The 16,660-nt window shown below is 74.6% G+C and carries 17 protein-coding genes; 9 read left to right on the top strand and 8 right to left on the bottom strand.

Going from position 1 to position 16,660, the window contains the following annotated elements; all coding sequences use genetic code 11:
- Positions 1 to 34: 34 nt before the first annotated feature.
- Together BIV28_RS11860 and BIV28_RS20025 are read left to right on the top strand one after the other, a co-directional pair.
- A complete protein-coding gene (locus BIV28_RS11860; RefSeq protein WP_076262047.1) occupies positions 35 to 1,585 on the top strand; it encodes a lanthionine synthetase LanC family protein in 1,551 nt (516 codons plus the stop codon).
- Between the two features lie 38 nt (positions 1,586 to 1,623).
- Complete coding sequence (locus tag BIV28_RS20025; protein ID WP_207555938.1) at positions 1,624 to 1,764, top strand: hypothetical protein; 141 nt, start codon at positions 1,624 to 1,626, stop codon at positions 1,762 to 1,764.
- On the opposite strand, the gene BIV28_RS11855 is transcribed toward BIV28_RS20025, so the two are convergent.
- The 3 genes from BIV28_RS11855 to BIV28_RS11845 all read right to left on the bottom strand — a co-directional run bounded on the left by BIV28_RS11855 (position 1,761) and on the right by BIV28_RS11845 (position 4,746).
- Positions 1,761 to 2,948, bottom strand: a complete 1,188-nt coding sequence (locus BIV28_RS11855) for a sensor histidine kinase (RefSeq protein ID WP_207555937.1) — start codon at positions 2,946 to 2,948, stop codon at positions 1,761 to 1,763. The two genes, BIV28_RS20025 and BIV28_RS11855, sit on opposite strands and share 4 nt — an antisense overlap.
- Before the next feature lie 154 nt (positions 2,949 to 3,102).
- On the bottom strand, positions 3,103 to 3,879 hold the full coding sequence (locus tag BIV28_RS11850) for a lysozyme family protein (protein ID WP_076262045.1): 777 nt from the start codon (positions 3,877 to 3,879) through the stop codon (positions 3,103 to 3,105).
- Between the two features lie 309 nt (positions 3,880 to 4,188).
- On the bottom strand, positions 4,189 to 4,746 hold the full coding sequence (locus BIV28_RS11845) for a GNAT family N-acetyltransferase (protein ID WP_207555936.1): 558 nt from the start codon (positions 4,744 to 4,746) through the stop codon (positions 4,189 to 4,191).
- 61 nt (positions 4,747 to 4,807) lie between these two features.
- Here BIV28_RS11845 and BIV28_RS11840 point away from each other — a divergent pair, with 61 nt between their 5' ends.
- From BIV28_RS11840 to BIV28_RS11830, 3 genes are all read left to right on the top strand, one after another.
- Positions 4,808 to 5,872: an alcohol dehydrogenase catalytic domain-containing protein gene (locus BIV28_RS11840; RefSeq protein ID WP_076262043.1), complete on the top strand. Its 1,065-nt coding sequence runs from the start codon at positions 4,808 to 4,810 to the stop codon at positions 5,870 to 5,872.
- Positions 5,873 to 6,002: 130 nt separating this feature from the next.
- Positions 6,003 to 7,745, top strand: coding sequence for a lamin tail domain-containing protein (locus BIV28_RS11835; protein ID WP_207555935.1), 1,743 nt, complete (start codon positions 6,003 to 6,005; stop codon positions 7,743 to 7,745).
- Entirely contained in the window at positions 7,736 to 8,380 is a 645-nt protein-coding gene (locus BIV28_RS11830; protein ID WP_076262040.1) for an SH3 domain-containing protein, read from the top strand. The genes BIV28_RS11835 and BIV28_RS11830 overlap by 10 nt, the downstream gene beginning before the upstream one ends.
- A 63-nt stretch (positions 8,381 to 8,443) precedes the next feature.
- On the opposite strand, the gene BIV28_RS11825 is transcribed toward BIV28_RS11830, so the two are convergent.
- From BIV28_RS11825 to BIV28_RS11815, 3 genes are read right to left on the bottom strand one after another with little or no spacing between them, the layout of a single operon-like run.
- Positions 8,444 to 9,505, bottom strand: coding sequence for a cation diffusion facilitator family transporter (locus BIV28_RS11825; protein WP_083707272.1), 1,062 nt, complete (start codon positions 9,503 to 9,505; stop codon positions 8,444 to 8,446).
- A gap of 1 nt (position 9,506) precedes the next feature.
- Positions 9,507 to 9,902 (bottom strand): ArsR/SmtB family transcription factor, encoded by a 396-nt coding sequence (locus BIV28_RS11820; protein WP_076262038.1) that lies wholly within the window; start codon positions 9,900 to 9,902, stop codon positions 9,507 to 9,509.
- Positions 9,903 to 9,947: 45 nt separating this feature from the next.
- Positions 9,948 to 10,910 (bottom strand): beta/alpha barrel domain-containing protein, encoded by a 963-nt coding sequence (locus BIV28_RS11815; RefSeq protein WP_076262037.1) that lies wholly within the window; start codon positions 10,908 to 10,910, stop codon positions 9,948 to 9,950.
- Between the two features lie 193 nt (positions 10,911 to 11,103).
- On the opposite strand from BIV28_RS11815, the gene BIV28_RS11810 reads away from it, so the two are divergent.
- From BIV28_RS11810 to BIV28_RS11800, 3 genes are all read left to right on the top strand, one after another.
- Positions 11,104 to 12,297: a thiolase family protein gene (locus BIV28_RS11810; RefSeq protein WP_076262035.1), complete on the top strand. Its 1,194-nt coding sequence runs from the start codon at positions 11,104 to 11,106 to the stop codon at positions 12,295 to 12,297.
- A 142-nt stretch (positions 12,298 to 12,439) separates the two neighbouring features.
- Entirely contained in the window at positions 12,440 to 13,708 is a 1,269-nt protein-coding gene (locus BIV28_RS11805) for an amidohydrolase (protein WP_076262033.1), read from the top strand.
- 8 nt (positions 13,709 to 13,716) lie between these two features.
- The gene (locus BIV28_RS11800; protein ID WP_076262031.1) at positions 13,717 to 14,358 is read left to right on the top strand and encodes a trimeric intracellular cation channel family protein; all 642 of its coding nucleotides are present in this window, start codon (positions 13,717 to 13,719) and stop codon (positions 14,356 to 14,358) included.
- 1 nt (position 14,359) lies between these two features.
- Here the strand turns inward: BIV28_RS11800 and BIV28_RS11795 are convergent, their stop codons facing one another.
- Positions 14,360 to 14,929, bottom strand: a complete 570-nt coding sequence (locus tag BIV28_RS11795; RefSeq protein ID WP_076262029.1) for an NADPH-dependent FMN reductase — start codon at positions 14,927 to 14,929, stop codon at positions 14,360 to 14,362.
- Between the two features lie 190 nt (positions 14,930 to 15,119).
- Here BIV28_RS11795 and BIV28_RS11790 point away from each other — a divergent pair, with 190 nt between their 5' ends.
- A complete protein-coding gene (locus BIV28_RS11790) occupies positions 15,120 to 16,025 on the top strand; it encodes an alpha/beta hydrolase (RefSeq protein ID WP_076262028.1) in 906 nt (301 codons plus the stop codon).
- Positions 16,026 to 16,028: 3 nt separating this feature from the next.
- On the opposite strand, the gene BIV28_RS11785 is transcribed toward BIV28_RS11790, so the two are convergent.
- A complete protein-coding gene (locus tag BIV28_RS11785) occupies positions 16,029 to 16,463 on the bottom strand; it encodes an SRPBCC family protein (RefSeq protein WP_076262026.1) in 435 nt (144 codons plus the stop codon).
- Between the last annotated feature and the right edge of the window lie 197 nt (positions 16,464 to 16,660).

Below are 16,660 nucleotides of genomic sequence, written 5' to 3'. Positions count from 1 at the left end.
GCGGCGTGAGGCGCCGGGCCGCTACGTTCGGGACATGGAGGACTCCAGCCGGCCCGACCGGGCCACCACCGCCGAGCTCGTGGGGCTGGCCGCCGCCGACTGGCTCCTCGACGGCGTCGCGGGAGCGGACCGGGGTCCGTCCGACCGGGTCGACGTGTCGCTCTACCACGGCCGGGCCGGCATCCTGCTCGCCCTGCACGAGGCCGCGGTCCACTCGGGCGAGCGCCGCTACTCCGAGGCCGTCGAGAGCGGCGCCGACGCCCTGGCCGGCGACCTCGACGCCGTCGCGGGCTCCTCGCTCTACTTCGGGCTCGGCGGGGTCGCCGTCGCCCTGCACGCCCTCGGCCGCGAGGATGCCGCGCGGGAGGCGCTGCGGCGCGTCCGGTCCGCCAGCGTCGACGGTCGGTGGAGCAAGATGTTTGAGCTGTTCGCCGGCAACGCCGGCATCGGGCTCGCGGCGCTGCGCGTCGGCGACCTCGACCTCGCCGTCGACGCGGTGACGCCCTACCTCGCGGCCGCGACGCCGACGGTCCATGGCGTCAACTGGGCGGTGCGCCCCACTCCCCCGCGCTCGCACCACGTCGCGCACGGCACCCTCGGCATCGTCCTGGCCCTGGCGTCGGTCGGTACCGCGGCCGGGCGCCCCGACCTGCTCGACCTCGCGCTGCGGGGCGCGGCCGACGTCGTGGGCCGCGACGAGGCGGGCCCGGAGGGCTTCCTCGTGCCGCACTCCGACCCGCCGCACCGCCCCGACCTCGTCGAGCGCTACAGCCTCGGCTGGTGCAACGGTCCGGCCGGCGACGCGCAGGTCTTCCGGCTGCTGCACCAGGTCACCGGCGACGACGCGTGGCGGGCCATCGGGGACCGGTCCTGGCACACCGTCACGGCGTCGGGCCTGCCGGCGCGGCTGCGACCGGGTTTCTGGGACAACAACGGACGCTGCTGCGGCACGGCCGGCGTGCTGGCCCTCGCCCTCGACCGCGAGGTGGAGCAGGGCGAGGACCCGGCCTTCACCGACGTGCTCGTCGAGGACCTGCTGGCCCGGGCCGTCGTCGACGCGTCGGGCGCACGCTGGTCCAACCACGAGCACCGCGCGACGCCGTCCGAGCTCGAGCCCCGCCCCGGCTGGGCCATGGGCAACGCCGGGATCCTGCGTGAGCTGCTGCGGTACGCGCGCGTTCGCACGGGTCGCCCCGACGCCTACGCGACGCCGTGGCCCGACCACCCTCCGACGCGTCGGGCCGCCGTCTCGTGGGCCGCGTCACCGCCCGGCGACGGCGGGATGCATCATGGGCCCATGGCGCGCAAACGCGGACTCCGGTTCCTGGCCCGCGACGGTCGAGAGCTGACCGTGCGCGACGCCGAGGGCGAGCAGCACCGCGCGACCATCGAGAAGGTCGAGAAGGGTGAGGCGTTCGGCGCCCACGAGGACGGCGCCTTCGCCTTCGGCTACTGCAAGAGCTGCGACTGGACCGGTCCGGCCCGGCGGGCGCGCGACAAGGCCCGCAAGGACGCCCTCGAGCACCAGGAGGAGTGCCCCGGCAAGGGCAAGATCCGCATCGGCGTCACCGAGGACGACGACTGAGCCTTCCCTCGCGGATTCCGTTGCGCTGTACTGGAATCGTGGCCGGTGATCGTCGGGGACGCCTGGGGTACTACACGCCCCTGGTCATCGCCGTCGTGATGCTGGTCGGCCTGTTGGTGTTCCTCGTGACGATCGTGCACGAGGGGGCACTGTTCCTCTGGGACTCGATGGTGCACTAGCCCAAGGGCGTCGCATCGGGCCCCGGCTGCGGCAGGCGCACCCGGAAGACCGCGCCGGGCGTCGTGTTCTCCTGCGAGACCGTGCCGCCGTGCGCCTCCGTCAGCACCCGCACGATCCAGAGGCCCAGCCCGACCGAGTCGGTGCCGGGACGGCCGTCGGCGAGCCGGGTGAAGAGCTGCGACGTCGCCTCGGGCGTGACGCCGGGCCCGTGGTCGCGCACCCACAGCACGACGGCGCCCGGCTCGCGGTCGGCCCCGAGCAGCACCGGGCCGGCCCCGTGGCGCACGGCGTTGTTCGTCAGGTTGACGAGGATCTGCTCGAGGCGTCCGCGGTCGGCGAGCACCGAGAGGCCCTCCGGGACCTCGACGCGCACCTGCCGCGGGTCGGTCAGCTCGGCGACCCGTTCGGCGAGGGCCCGCGCGTCGACGAGCGTGCGGTCGAGCCGCAGCCGGCCCTGGTCGACGCGCTCGAGGTCGAGCAGGTCGCCGGCCAGGCGGCTGATGCGCTCGGCCTGACGGCTCGCCGCCTCGACGAGGGGCGCGAGCTCGCGCGGGGTGCCCGGGTCGTCGGCGAGGAGCTCGAGCGCGCCGGTGATGGAGGTCAGGGGCGAGCGGACGTCGTGGGCCAGCGTCGCGGTCATGGCGGCCCGCCACTGCTCCTGCGCCCGGAGGCGGAGCTGGCTCCGGCGCAGGTCGGACATCGTGCGCGAGATGACGTAGCCGACGGCGACGAGGACCGGCACGAGCACGACGCTGCCGCCGATGGCCTCGGGCGGGGCCCCCGCCGCGAGGAGGCCGGCGACGTACGACACCGCGGCCGGTACGGCCGCCCACACGACGAGCCGCGGGGGCTGGTGCAGCCCGAGCCAGGCGAAGGTCAGGACGTAGAAGGGGATCGTGCCGCCCGCCTGGCCGCCGAAGGCCCACGTCGACACCCCGAGGACGACGAAGGCGATGAGGGCCAGCCACGCGATCCGGGTGACCGGCCAGCGGCCCCACGGCAGCAGCAGGCACAGGGCGGCGGTCGCGAGGTCGGCGACGGCCACGACGACGAGCACTCCCGGACGCGGCGACCCGGTGGCGATGGCGAGCAGCGCCAGCACCCCGGCGACGAGGAACAGCCAGGCCCCCTGCCGGGCAGCCCGGCCACCGGCCGTCGGCGTCGACTGTCCGATTTGTCCCACGACGCCAGCCTAGGCGGCCCGGGTCGGACGGTCCCGGCGAAGCGGCGCGCCGGCGTCCGGATCGCCTACGCCGCCGGCCCGAGCCTGCGCATGCTTCGCCTGGTCGCCGACCGGCCTCGGCATGCGCAGGGTGTGCGCTGACGGGAGACGCCCGTCAGCGTCGGGCGGCAGAGCGGGCGTAGCCCTCGGCGAGGTCGAGCACGCGTCGGACGTAGGCGTCGGAGGCGTTGTACCCCAGGATCGCTCGCGCCCACGCCCTCCCGTCGCGCAGGTCCGTCCCGCCGGTGCACAGGTGTCGCGCCGCGCCCCACGCGGCGTCGTCGATGTCGGTGGGGTCGGCGACCCCGTCGGCGTCCGCGTCGGCACCGAACCGCTGCCACGAGCTCGTGAGGAACTGCATCGGCCCGACGGCGTGGTCCCACGTCGCGTCCCCGTGCAGGCGCACGCCCTCGGCGTCGGAGCGCAGCGCCGCGACGCCGTCCCGGCCGTCGAGGGCGGGCCCGACGATGGGCCTCGAGCTGCGTCCGCTCCTCAGCAGGCGTCCGCCGCCGAAGGTTCCGTGGGCCGACTCGACCTGGCCGATCGCCGCCAGCGTCGTCCACCCGACGTGGCAGTCGGGGAGGTCGGACTCCGCGAGGATCGAGGCCCGCCCGTACGCACGCAAGGCCACGGTGGGGATGCCCGTGCGCGCGGCGATGCGCGAGACCCAGGTCGGATCCGGTTGCGCCGCAGGGCCGCCGCCCGTACCGCCGTGCGAGCCGGCCCGGGACGACCGCCCCGCCGTGCCGCCCTCGGCGGGAGCGGTGAGGGCCGACGTGTCGACGACGTCGACGAGCGACCCGGTCGCCGGCTGGTCGACGGGCACCCGCAGCCCGTGACCGAGGGCCCACGAGACACCGAGGAGCGCTGCGCCCAGCAGCAGGCCGGCCACCGGGATCGACCCGAGCAGCCGCCGCGACCTGGCCGGTGCGCCGGGGGGTCCCGCCTTCGTCGGGCCGCGCGAACCGCGACCCGAGCCGGCGCGGCCTGCCGTGGTGCGGGGCGTGGTGCGAGGCGTGGTGCGGGGCGTGGAGCGGGGCGTGCTGCGAGGCGTGGCGCGCACCGGGCGCCGGGCTCCACGCGTCATCATCACCCCCGGTCCCTGACGCGCACCGGCCGAGGATACGCAGCGGACGCCACGTCGCGCGGGAGGCCGGGCCGCACGGCGCGGACGCGGGCCGGCCGTCGCGTGCGCAGGAGGTCAGGCGCCCTGCACGGATGCGGACCGACGGAGCAGGTAGCACACCGAGGGAACGGCGGCGTGACCCTCGACGGGGTGGTCGTACTCGGCGACTGGCCGCATGCCGAGGCGCGCCATGACGGCCCGGGAGCGCACGTTCCCGACGGTCGTGAACGACACGACCTCCGAGCGTCCGAGGTCCTCGAAGGCGTGCCCGACGCAGGCCCGGGCCGCCTCGGTGGCATAGCCGTGGCCCCAGGCGTCGCGCCGCAGCCGCCAGCCCACCTCGACGACCGGCTGCTCCCGCGCCGCCATCCAGTCCGCGTGGAAGCGCGGCACGGACAGGCCGGTGTAGCCGACGAACTCGCCCTGCGCCTCGAGCGCCCAGAGGCCGAAGCCGTGCACCGCGAAGTGCTCCTCGATGCGGTCGGCGAAGGCGTCGGACTCGGCGCGGGTCAGGCGCGACGGGAAGTGCTCCATCACCACGGGATCGGCGTTCAGCTCCGCGAACGGCCGGCGGTCGCGGTCGGTCCAGCCGCGCAGCACGAGCCGCTCGGTGCGCATCGACGGGACGGCCACGACGACAGCGTAGGGCCGGACACGGCGGTGCCGGCCCGGTCGCCGCTGTCATGATGGCGCGATGCGTGCGATGGTCATCGATGCCGTTCGGGCGAGGCCCGAGGTGCGTGAGGTGCCCGACCCGGTCGCCCCCGACTCCGGGGTCGTCGTCGAGGTCGTGGCGACCGGACTGTGCCGCAGCGACTGGCACGCGTGGGCGGGACACGACGACATCGCCTTTCCCCACGTGCCGGGTCACGAGCTCGCCGGCGTCGTCCGCGAGGTGGGCCGCGACGTCGAGCGCTGGCACGTCGGCGACCGCGTGACGGTGCCCTTCGTGTGCGGCTGCGGGCGGTGCGAGTGGTGCCGGTCCGGACAGGCCCAGGTGTGCCCCGACCAGGAGCAGCCGGGCTTCACCCACTGGGGGTCGTTCGCCGAGCGCGTCGCGCTGCACGCCGCCGACACCAACCTCGTGGCCCTCCCGGACTGGCTCGGCTTCTCGGCCGCGGCGGCCCTCGGCTGTCGGTTCGCCACCGCCCACCGGGCGCTCGCCGCACGGGCCCGTGTCGTCGAGGGTGAGTGGGTCACCGTCGTCGGCGCCGGAGGTGTGGGCCTCAGCTGCGTCATGATCGCCCGCGCGCTCGGTGCCCGGGTGATCGCCGTGGACCGCAACCCCGAGGCCCTCTCCGCCGCAGCCGCGCTCGGAGCCGAGCACACTCTCCTTGCGGACGGCACCGACGGCATCGACGCGGCGGGCGTCGTCGACGTCCCGGCAGCCGTGGCCGACCTCACCGGCGGCGGCAGCCACGTCGCCGTCGACGCCGTCGGCAGCGAGCAGACGTGCTCCGACGCGCTGCTGAGCCTGCGTCGGCGGGGGCGCCACGTGCAGGTCGGCCTGCTGCCGCCCGTCGACGGGCACCCGCGCGTGCCGATGGCGCGCGTCATCGCCTGGGAGCTCGACCTGTTTGGCAGCCACGGCATGGCCGCCGTCGACTACCCCGCCCTGATGCGGCTCGTCGAGCAGGGCGTGCTCGCGCCCGACCGGCTCGTCGAGCGGACGGTCGGGCTCGCCGAGGCCGCCGAGCTGCTGCCGGGCTTCGACCGCGCGACGGTCGCGGGCATGACCATGGTCGACCCGCGCCGCTGATCCGGGAGTTTTACCCGACCACACCAAACCCGGACCTGCTCTTTCCTCGGGGTAAAGGTCGCCGACGCTACGTTCCTGCCCGCGTGGATCCCCCCGCGCCGTCGACGACGCACCCACGGAGGCCCTGCCCGTGTACCGACAACGCCTTGCTGCCCTGCTGCTCATGGGAGCCGCCCTCGCGGCTCCCGCCACCCTCCTCACCCCGCGCCCGGCCGTCGCAGCCGTGCCCGACGCACCCCACTGCTCGACGTCCGGCACGTGGCGCCACGGCGAGCTCAACGTCTACTGGTTCGACGTCGAGCAGGGCGACTCCCAGCTCGTCGTCGGCCCGACCGGCCGCACCCTGCTCATCGACCTCGGCGAGACCGCCTGGAACTCAACGGGATCCGGCACTCGGGCCACCGCCGTGGCCGCTCAGATCCGCAGCATCTGCGGCATCGCGTCGGGACCGGTCCACCTCGACTACGTCATGGCCTCCCACCACCACCTCGACCACATCGGCTACCCGGGCAACCCCAACGACGCCCCGACGACGTACGGCAACGGCATCTACCAGCTGCTGACGCCGACGTCCGCGGGCGGTCTCGGCTTCACCGTCGGCCAGGTGCTCGACCACGACGGCGGCGTGTGGACCGACAGCAACGGCGACAAGGACTGCGACGTGGGCACGACGGCCACGCCGAGCACCGAGACCGCGTGGCACAACGTCGGCACGACCTCGCAGACCTCGAAGCGGTGGATCTGCTGGCTCTACGGCCCGAGCACGCAGGCCGACCGCGCCAACATCGACGGCAAGGTCCTGCGGATCACGAACGCCGCGGCGTGGCCGACGCTCGATCTGGGCGCCGGCGTCTCCTCCGGCGTCGTCGAGGCCAACGGCAAGGACGTCATGGAGGCTGACGGGACCACCCCCGTCAGCGGCGACCACAGCGCCGATGCCCTCCCGCCGAGCGAGAACGACTACTCGATCGGCCTGCGCACCTCGTTCGGGCCGTTCGTCTACGCGACGGCCGGCGACAGCGACGGCGAGTACGCGACGAGCGCCAACAGCTACACCTACAACAACATCGAGGCGCTGCTCAGCACGAAGATGGGCGCGGTCAACGCGCTCCGGGCCAACCACCACGGCTCCGGCCACTCCTCCTCCGACGCCTACCTCAACGCGACGCGTCCGCAGGTCGGGTTCATCTCCTGCGGCGCCAACTCCTTCGGGCACCCGGGCAACCGCACCCTCAACGCGTTCCGGTCCGTCGGCGCCGACATCTACCTCGCCAACGACCCGTGCGACACGACCGACCCGAGCGGTGCCCCCATCGACTACACCGGCACCCTCAACCACAACGGGACGGTCCACCTCGCCACGACGGGGGCGGGCGCCGGCTTCACCGTCGACTACGACGGCGGCACCAAGACGTACACGACGCGCACCGGCGGCACCGGCGGCGGCGGCACCGGCGACCCGACCAAGGTCGTCGTCAACGAGTTCCTCATGGCTCCCTCGGGCACCGGCACGGAGTGGGTCGAGCTCTACAACCCGACGGCGAGCTCCGTCGACGTCGGTGGCCACTACGTCGACGACCTCGCCGGTGGCGGCGGGGCGCCCAAGGCGATCCCGGCCGGCACGACGATCCCCGCGGGCGGCCGCTGGGTCATGGACGTCGGCGCGAGCTACCTCAACAACACCGGCTCGGAGTCCGTCCGGTTCCTGAAGATCGCCGGCGGCGTGGAGACGGTCTACGACACGTACACCTACTCGCTCGGGTCGACGCAGTACGACAAGGTGTTCCACCGGACGTCCGACGGCGGGGCGTGGTGCGCCACGATCTCCGCGAACGTCACCAAGGGCACCGCCAACCCGGCGACGTGCCCGTGAGGCGCCACCTGTCGGCCGGCCTCGCGGCGGCGGTCGTCCTCGTGACCGGCGGGCTCGCCGTCACCGCGGCATCCGCCGGCCCGGGCGGCGCGATCGGTGCGCCGGCGCCGCGAGCCAGCACGCCTGACGTCGCCCGGGCGGCGGTCCTCGCCCAGTCCACGACGCCGCTCGTGCTGGTCAGCGGCCGCGACGACCACGGCGAGCTGGTCTCCGAGGACGTCGCGCTCCACTCCGCCCCGGGCAGCCGGCAGGCGGTGGGCGAGGTCCGCGACGGGACGCTCGCCCGCGTCGTGCGGATCGAGGGCACCTGGCTGCAGGTCCGCACCGTCGAAGGGCCGCCCGTCGAGGGCTGGGTCGACGACTTCTACCTCCGGCGTGAGGTCCACCTCGTCGGCGGACGCCCGACCTGCGAGGTCTCCCTCGCCGGCCGCCGGCTGCCGGCCGGCGAGCAGGCCCTGGTGCTCGAGGTCAGGGACGGCCGGGCCCGCGTCCGCCTCGTCTCCCCCGGGCGGGGGTCGGCCTCGGGCTGGGTCCCCCGTGCCGCGGTGCACGAGCTCGCCCCGCGGGAGGGGTGCGGCGTCGACGCGTCGGGCCACGCGTCCGGCGGGGCGACGGAGGGTGGCCACCACCACTGAGCGCCACCGAACCGACGCAGGGGGCGCTGTCCGGACGTACCGACCGGCCGGCGCCCCACTGCGTCAGTGCGCCACCGTCTCGTGCGCCGGGTAGGCGTGCACGACAGCGGTCGTGAGCCGCGGCGTCGTGCGGACCAGCTCACGCTCCGCGCGGTGCGCCAGGGCGTGGGCCTCGGCGAGGGTCGCGCCGGCGTCGACGTCGAGCTCGGCCTCGGCATGGATCCGGTGACCGATCCACCGCATCCGGACGCCGCGCACCCCGATGACGCCGGGCACGGCGGCGAGGGTGGCCTCGGCCTGCTCGACGAGCTGTGGCTCGATGCCGTCCATGAGCCGGCGGAGCACGTCGCGGGCCGCGGTGCGCAGCACCACGAGGATGGCCACGGTGATGACGAGGCCGACGACCGCGTCGGCCCAGCCCCAGCCGATCGCGACGCCGCCGGCCCCGACGAGGACGGCGAGGGAGGTGAGGCCGTCGGTGCGGGCGTGGTGCCCGTCGGCGACGAGGGCCGCCGACCCGATGGCCCGGCCCTCACGGATCCGGTAGGCGGCCACCGCCTCGTTGCCGAGGAAGCCGAGCAGGCCCGCGAGCGCGACCCAGCCGAGGTCGGTGACCGGCGCCGGGTGCAGCAGCCGCTCGACGGCGGACCAGCCGGCGAGGACGGCCGACAGCGCGATCATCACGATGACGAAGAGGCCGGCAAGGTCCTCGGCGCGGCCGTAGCCGTAGGTGAACCGCTTCGTGGCGGCCCGGCGCCCGAGGACGAAGGCGATCCACAGCGGCACGGCCGTGAGCGCGTCGGAGAAGTTGTGGATCGTGTCGGCCAGCAGCGCCACCGAGCCGGACACGGACACGACGGCCAGCTGCAGGACGGCCGTGGCGCCGAGGCCCACGAGGCCGACCTTGACGGCCCGGACCCCCCTCGCGCTCGACTCGAGCGCCGGGTCGATCGAGTCGGCGGCATCGTGAGAGTGCGGGGTGAAGGCATGGGTCACACGGGCCCACAGGCCCCTTCGGTGGTCGTGACCGTGGTCGTGCGCGTGGTCGTGCGCGTGGTCGTGCGCGTGGTCCTGGTCGTGGTCGTGCGCGTGGTCCTGCGCGTGGTCCTGGTCGTGGTCGTGCATCTCAGCCCGTCGTCCGTGTCGTGGTTCCACCCGTCGCCGCGATCGCGGCGACGTCGGCCGACCGGTGGTGCCGGGGCACTCCATCGGTCGCGTGCTCGGCGTTGTGGACCGCGTCGCGGACGAGGCTCGCGACGTGCTCGTTGTCGACGCGGTAGAACACCTGGTTGCCGTCGCGCCGCGTCCGCACCATCCGCGCCATCCGCAGCTTGGCGAGGTGCTGGGAGACCGACGGGCCGGGCTTGCCGACGCGGTCGGCAAGGTCGTTGACCGACAGCTCCCCCTCGGTCAACGCCCAGAGCAGCCGGATCCGGGTGGCGTCGGCCAGCATCCGGAAGATCTCGACCGCGAGCTCGACCTGTTCGCTCGGCAGGTCTGCTGCCTGCGCATCTGCATCCATGCGCAGATGATAACCCGCCGCGGGTCCTGCCCCCGAGCGGGCACCTCAGCCCACCAGCCCCGGCCTCGGCACCCGGATGGGACCGACGCGGGCGTGCTGCTCGGCTGCGCCGAGCAGCACGAAGGTGTCCTCGGCGTTGCACCGGTCCACGCCCTCGGCCACCGCGAGGAGCAGGCCGTGCAGCGAGGAGACCGGGCTCGTCCACTTCAGACGCGTCGCCCCGCCGAGCGCCTCACGCATGACGCGGATCTGGCTGAAGCTGGTGCGCGGCCCGCGCCACGTCCCGGCCTGCACCATCCAGACGCCCGCAGCGCGCAGGGACTCGCACGCCCGACGCACGACGTCGTCGGTCATCTCGCTCGTGTCGAGGTGCACCCGCAGCCGGAACCGGTACCGCGGCTGCGCCTCGACGAGAGCGGCCACCGCTTCGCGCCAGTCGCGCCGGGCCCCGCGGTCGGGCGTCGGTGCCGGGGCGGCCGCGAGGACCCGGTCTCGGGCGGGAGGCACCGGTAGGCGCTGCTCGTCCACGAGCAGGGCGAGCTCCGACGCCCCGGACAGGGTGAGGTCGCGCGTCTCCTCGAGGAGTGCCTCGACGCTCGTGGCCCGCCGCTCGAACTCGAGGGCCGTGGCGACGCCCACGAGCGGGGACCGCCACGGCGGGGCGGCGCCCGCCGTCCCGGCCGGCGCTGACTGCCCCGGCGACCCCGGGCGCCGCCAGCGCAGCCCCACGTCGGTGGCGTGCTCCCGCACGAGCGTCGCGACCGTGGCGACGTCGCCGGGCCTGCACGTCACGGCGCCCACCCCGTACTCGACGGCCAGGCGCACCGACCGGGCCAGGGAGTCCGGGTCGAGGCTCTCGACGTGCAGGCGGTGGTCGACCAGGCGCGCCAGCTGCGGCACCGAGATCCCGGACTCCACGCCGCCCCCGGCGTGGGGCAGGCCCCGCAGCACGGCAGGCGTGCGCGGCAGGGGCCCTCGTGCCTCGTCACCCGCGTCGTGGACGTTCACGGTGGACGCACTACCCGGAACCGGGTGCGACGATCGCCGGCCATGCCCCGAATGTGGACAGGACGGACAAAACGGGTATGCCGTCGACGTCCTGGCCGGCAGCGCCGTGGAGGGAGCTCCCGGTCAGGACCTCTCGACCGGGGTGCGGGCCGGTGCCGGCGCTCGTCCGGCGTCGGGCCCCTAGGCTCCCCTCGTGACCTCGTCGACCTCGTTCGTGTACGCAGCCGTCCGCACCCCCTTCGGCAAGTTCAACGGCAGCCTCGCCGGCGTCCGGCCCGACGACCTCGCCGCGCACGCGATCTCGGCGCTGCTCGCCCGCACCCCGGACCTCGACCCGGGCCGCGTCGACGACGTCGTGTGGGGCAACGCCAACGGCGCCGGCGAGGAGAACCGCAACGTCGGGCGCATGGCGGCCCTGCTGGCCGGGATGCCGGTGAGCGTCCCGGGTACGACGGTCAACCGGCTCTGCGGCTCGAGCCTCGACGCCGTCCACGCCGGCTCCCGGGCCATCGAGACCGGCGATGCCGACATCGTGCTGACCGGTGGCGTCGAGTCGATGACCCGCGCCCCGTGGGTCATGCCCAAGCCGGCGCGCGCCTTCCCGGCCGGTGACCTCACCGCGGTGTCCACGGCGCTGGGCTGGCGCCTCGTCAACCCCCGGATGAACCCGGCCTGGACCGTGTCCCTCGGCGAGGCCAACGAGCAGCTGCAGGAGCGCTTCGGCATCACCCGCGAGCGCCAGGACGCGTTCGCCGCCCGGTCGCACCGCCTCGCCCACCAGGCCTGGGAGGACGGCTTCTACGACGACCTCGTCGTACCGGTCGAGGGAACCGGGCTGACCCGCGACGAGGGTATCCGCCCCGGCAGCTCGGTCGAGACGCTCGCGACGCTCACCCCCTCCTTCCGCCCCGACGGCACCATCACCGCCGGCAACGCCTCGCCCCTCAGCGACGGCGCGTCCGCGGTCCTGCTCGGCTCCGAGGCCGCGGCCGAGGTCATCGGCACCGCCCCGCTGGCCCGCATCGCCGGCCGTGGCGCCTTCGCCCTCACCCCGCAGGAGTTCGGCTACGCCCCCGTCGAGGCCGCGGGCCGCGCGCTGGCCCGGGCCGGCATCGGGTGGGACGCCGTCGGCGCCGTCGAGCTCAACGAGGCCTTCGCCGTGCAGTCCCTGGCCTGCCTCGACGCGTGGAAGGTCGACCCCGACATCGTCAACACCCGCGGCGGCGCCATCGCCCTCGGCCACCCCCTCGGCGCCTCCGGCGGACGCATCGTCGCCACCCTCGCCAAGGTCCTGCGCGAGCGGAACGAGCGCTGGGGCGTCGCCGCCATCTGCATCGGCGTCGGTCAGGGCCTGGCCGTCGTGCTCGAGAACCCCGACGCGTCCTGACGGCGCCGGCAGCGTCCGTCGTCGCGGGGGGTCCGGGCCGTGACGTACTGGCGGGGCGGCGGGCCTCCCCGCTCCCGGGTGCGGGGATACCGTGGTCGGGTTCTCCACGGCAGCCCGACGGCGCCGACCACGAGGAGGCCCGATGTCCAGCTCCGCGTCCGCCGCCACGGCGGTCCTGTCCGGCCTGGGGGCCTGCCGGCCCTGGCAGGAGGACTTCTACCGCCACCTGCACCAGCATCCCGAGCTGTCCCACCAGGAGACGCAGACCGCGGCCGCCGTCGCGCACCGGCTGCGCGGGAGCGGCTACCAGGTGACCGAGGGCGTCGGTGGCACCGGCGTCGTCGGGATCCTCCGCAACGGCGACGGGCCCTCGGTGCTGCTGCGCGCCGACATGGACGCGCTGCCGGTGCAGGAGGCGACCGGCCTGGCCTACGCGAGCACCGCACAGGCGTCGGTCGAGGATGCCGCCGAGGCGGTCCCGGTCATGCACGCGTGCGGGCACGACGTGCACGTCACCTGCCTGCTCGGCGCGGCCGACCTGCTCGCCGGGCACCGCGACGCCTGGGGCGGCACCGTCGTGGCCCTGTTCCAGCCCGCCGAGGAGCTGGGCGACGGCGCCCGGCGGATGGTCGAGGACGGCCTCGCCGGGCTCGTGGGGTCGGTGGACGTGGCGCTGGCGCAGCACGTCCTGCCGGGGGTCGCCGGCACGGTCGGCACCCGCCCGGGTGCGGTCCTCTCGGCCGCCGACAGCCTGCGCGTCACCGTCCACGGGCGCGGCGCGCACGGCTCGATGCCGCAGGCGGCCGTCGACCCCGTCGTGCTGGCGGCGATGATCGTCGTCCGGCTCCAGACCGTCGTCTCGCGCGAGCTCGCCCCGACGACGCCGGCGGTCCTCACCGTGGGCAGCATCCGGGCCGGCACCAAGAGCAACGTCATCGGCGACCACGCCGTCCTCGAGCTCAACGTGCGCACCTACGACGAGCAGACCCGCGCGGCGGTCCTCGATGCCGTCCGCAGGATCGTCGTCGCCGAGTGCCAGGCGTCCGGGTCGCCGGCCGAGCCGGACCTCGAGCTCTTCGACCGGTTCCCACCCACCGTCAACGACGCGGCGACGACCGAGCGCGTCCGTGCGGCCTTCGCCGCACACTTCGGCGAGCTCGCCACCGAGCTGCCGCTGCAGAGCGCCAGCGAGGACTTCAGCGACCTGCCCACCGCCCTCGGCGTCCCGTACACCTACTGGGGGATCGGCGGCAGCGACCCCGACGCGTACCGCGCAGCCGTCGAGGCGGGCACCGTCGCCCAGGACGTGCCCGTCAACCACTCCCCCTTCTTCGCGCCGGTCGTCCAGCCGACGCTCGACACCGGGACCTCCGCCCTCGTCGTCGCCGCGCTGGCCTGGCTCGGACGCTGAGCGCGTCGATGAGCACGTCGGGCCTCCTGCTCCTCGTCCTCGACCTCGCCGGCACCTTCGTGTTCGCGCTCAACGGGGCGCTCACCGCGATCCGCACCGCCCGCCTGGACATCGTCGGCGTCGTGGCGCTCGGCATGTTCACCGCGATGGGCGGAGGCATCATCCGCGACGTGCTCATCGGCTCCCTGCCCCCGGCCACCTTCAGCGACTGGCGCTACCTGGTCGTCGCCGCCTCCGGCGCCCTCCTCGCCTTCTTCCTCGGCCCTCGTCTCGATCGGATCGCCCTGTCCATCAACGTCTTCGACGCGATGGGCCTGAGCCTCTTCGCCGTCACCGGCTCCCTCAAGGCGCTCGACTCCGGCATGGCACCGCTGCCCGCGGTCCTGCTGGGGGCGATCACCGGCGTCGGGGGTGGGACGCTGCGCGACGTCCTCCTCGGGCACGTCCCCACGGTGCTGAGCAGCGGGCTCTACGCCATCCCGGCGCTCGTCGGGGCCACCGCCACGGTGACGGCCCACGAGCTCGGCGCCCCGGGACCCGCCGGCGCCCTCGTCGCCGCCTGCCTGTGCTTCGGCATCCGCGTCGTCGGCATCCGCTACGACCTCGACGCGCCGACCCCCCGGGGTACGCCGCCGCGCGAGCAGGGGTGACTCACGGTCGCGGCAGGACGGTGAGGACCCGCTCGATGTGGTCGCGGAACTCCTGCATGAAGCCCGACAGGAAGTCCGCCGTGGACTCGTCGGTCACCTCGCCGTCGTCGGTGAACAGCCCCGGGCGGAAGGTGACGTATGCCTCGGGCGCCGTCATCTGCCGCGCGTTGCAGAAGCTGAGCACGCCGCGCAGGCTCTGCTGGGCCAGCGCCGTTCCGATCTGGCCGGGCGAGGCCCCGATGACCGCCGCCGGGATGTGGTCGAAGGAGTTCTGGCCCCACGGTCGGGAGGCCCAGTCGATGGCGTTCTTCAGGGCGCCCGGGATCGAGCGGTTGTACTCCGGCGTCACGAAGAGCACCGCCTGCGAACGGGCGATCGCGTCCTTGAGCGCCTGCGGCTCCGCCGGGTAGTCGGCGTCGAAGTCGGGGCTGTAGAGCGGCAGGTTGCCGATGGGGATCTCGGTGAAGGTGAGGTCCTTCGGGGCCAGGCGGATCAGCGCGCGGCTCAGCGTCCGGTTGATCGAGGTCGAGGACAGGCTGCCGACGAAGTAGCCGACGTCGTAGGTGGGCATGGAGCCTCCAAGGTGCTGGACTGGGTGGGTCGCAGTCGAGCCTCGGGTCGGACCCGGCTCCTTGCAGGCTCCCAGACTTCCGCCCCGCTGCCCACCCCGGAGGTCGCTGAGACCCGGCTCCTGTGAACCGCTCACAGGCTTCTTCGTCAGACTCACGACCTTGCCGCCTGACCGACGACAAGGACGCCGAGTGGATCGACGACCCCACCCTCACCGACGCACCCCCTCCTCCAGACGCCCCACTCGGGGATCGCTGCGCGACCGGCTCGCCCTCGCCGCCGTCACCCTCGCGACCCTCCTCGTCGGGGCGGCACCGGCCGTCGGCCAGTCGATCAGCGACGGGACCCCCGTGCAGGTCAGCGGTCCGCGGGCCACGGTGCTCAGCTCCGACGCACGCCACGGCCGCCTCGTCGAGGCATTCGGCGACGTGCGTCGCGCGCGTCACATCGCCGTCATCGTCCCCGGCGTCGGCTGGACGGGTCCGCTGCTGCGCGACGAGCACGAGGCCGGACGCCGGCACCCTGCGGTCCAGGCCCGCACCCTCCTCGCCGAGATGCAGCGCTCGGACCCGCACACACCGGCCGCCGTGGTGGTCTGGCTCGACTACGACGCCCCGGCAGGGCTCGACGCCGACGCCGCCCGCTCGGACCGCGCCCTCGACGGCGCGCCCCGCCTCGTCGCCTTCGTCGACCACCTCCCGCGCTCGGCCACCGTCAGCCTCGTGTGCCACAGCTACGGCTCGGTGGTCTGCGGCCACGCCGCTCCCCGCCTGCGCGTCTCCAACCTCGTCGTCGTCGGGTCGCCGGGCATGGACGTGTGGACGCGATCGGCCCTGCGGACCCGCGCGACGGTCTGGGCCGGCGTCGCCGCCGACGACCCCATCGGCCTCGTCCCGCACACCCGGCTCGAGGGCTTCGGCCACGCCGCCGACCCGACGTCCCCGTCGTTCGGGGCACGGCCACTCCCGGTCGGCGGGGCGCACGGGCACAACGGCTACCTGGCCGCCGGCACCGACTCGGTGCGCGCCGTCGCGCAGATCGCGACCGGCCAGGGCGCGCGCGTCCCGGTCGTGGGCGGCGCGAGCGACGGCGGCTGATGGCTAGCCGGACTCGATCAGACGCTTGGCGGTGTCGAGCGAGGCCATCTCGCCGTCCATCGACTTCTGCACCGGGGCGCCCATCACGAGCTTCTTCAGGCCGCCGAGCTCTGCGGAGAGCGAGAAGGTGACCTCGGTCGCGTCGGGCCCGGCGCTCGTGAACGCATACGCCCCCTGGGGTCGTGCGGGTCCGGCGACGACCCTGAAGGCGTAGGCGGTCGAGGGCGCGTACTCGGTCACCTCGATGTCGGCCGGTATCCCCCGGCCACCCGGCCCGGCGACCACCTGATGGATCCGGGCTCCGGTCGACAGCTGCGCCGGGCCGTCGATCTCGCGGACGTGGGGCCGCCACCGGAGGTCGTTGGACGGCGTGGTGAAGAAGGCGAAGACGGCCTCGATGGGGCGCTCGATGACGATGGTCCGTCGCGCTGATGGCATGTCGGCCCCTCCCGTCAGTGGTCGTTCCAGTGGTCGCTTCGGTGGTCGTTGCACCGCGACTCCCTGCGATTCTCCCGCCGGCCAGGAGCCCCGACAAGGTGGTCGCAGGCGTCCACGGGCAAGCCGTCAAGCGTCCCAGGCGCGACCGGATCCCTCGACCGGGACGGCGCCGGGGATCTACCTTGGAGAGTTGCTCC

Origin of the sequence: Intrasporangium flavum, assembly GCF_001956915.1 — a bacterium.
GTDB lineage: Bacteria > Actinomycetota > Actinomycetes > Actinomycetales > Dermatophilaceae > Monashia > Monashia flava.
This window is presented reverse-complemented; position numbering and strand designations above follow the sequence as displayed.

What these genes read in the sequence shown, in the direction of transcription:
- BIV28_RS11785 (WP_076262026.1), bottom strand. Translation starts at nt 16,463, where the DNA reads ATGCCATCAGCGCGACGGACCATCGTCATCGAGCGCCCCATCGAGGCC.
- BIV28_RS11800 (WP_076262031.1), top strand. Translation starts at nt 13,717, where the DNA reads ATGAGCACGTCGGGCCTCCTGCTCCTCGTCCTCGACCTCGCCGGCACC.
- BIV28_RS11805 (WP_076262033.1), top strand. Translation starts at nt 12,440, where the DNA reads ATGTCCAGCTCCGCGTCCGCCGCCACGGCGGTCCTGTCCGGCCTGGGG.
- BIV28_RS11860 (WP_076262047.1), top strand. Translation starts at nt 35, where the DNA reads ATGGAGGACTCCAGCCGGCCCGACCGGGCCACCACCGCCGAGCTCGTG.
- BIV28_RS11840 (WP_076262043.1), top strand. Translation starts at nt 4,808, where the DNA reads ATGCGTGCGATGGTCATCGATGCCGTTCGGGCGAGGCCCGAGGTGCGT.
- BIV28_RS11825 (WP_083707272.1), bottom strand. Translation starts at nt 9,505, where the DNA reads ATGCACGACCACGACCAGGACCACGCGCAGGACCACGCGCACGACCAC.
- BIV28_RS11795 (WP_076262029.1), bottom strand. Translation starts at nt 14,929, where the DNA reads ATGCCCACCTACGACGTCGGCTACTTCGTCGGCAGCCTGTCCTCGACC.
- BIV28_RS11820 (WP_076262038.1), bottom strand. Translation starts at nt 9,902, where the DNA reads ATGGATGCAGATGCGCAGGCAGCAGACCTGCCGAGCGAACAGGTCGAG.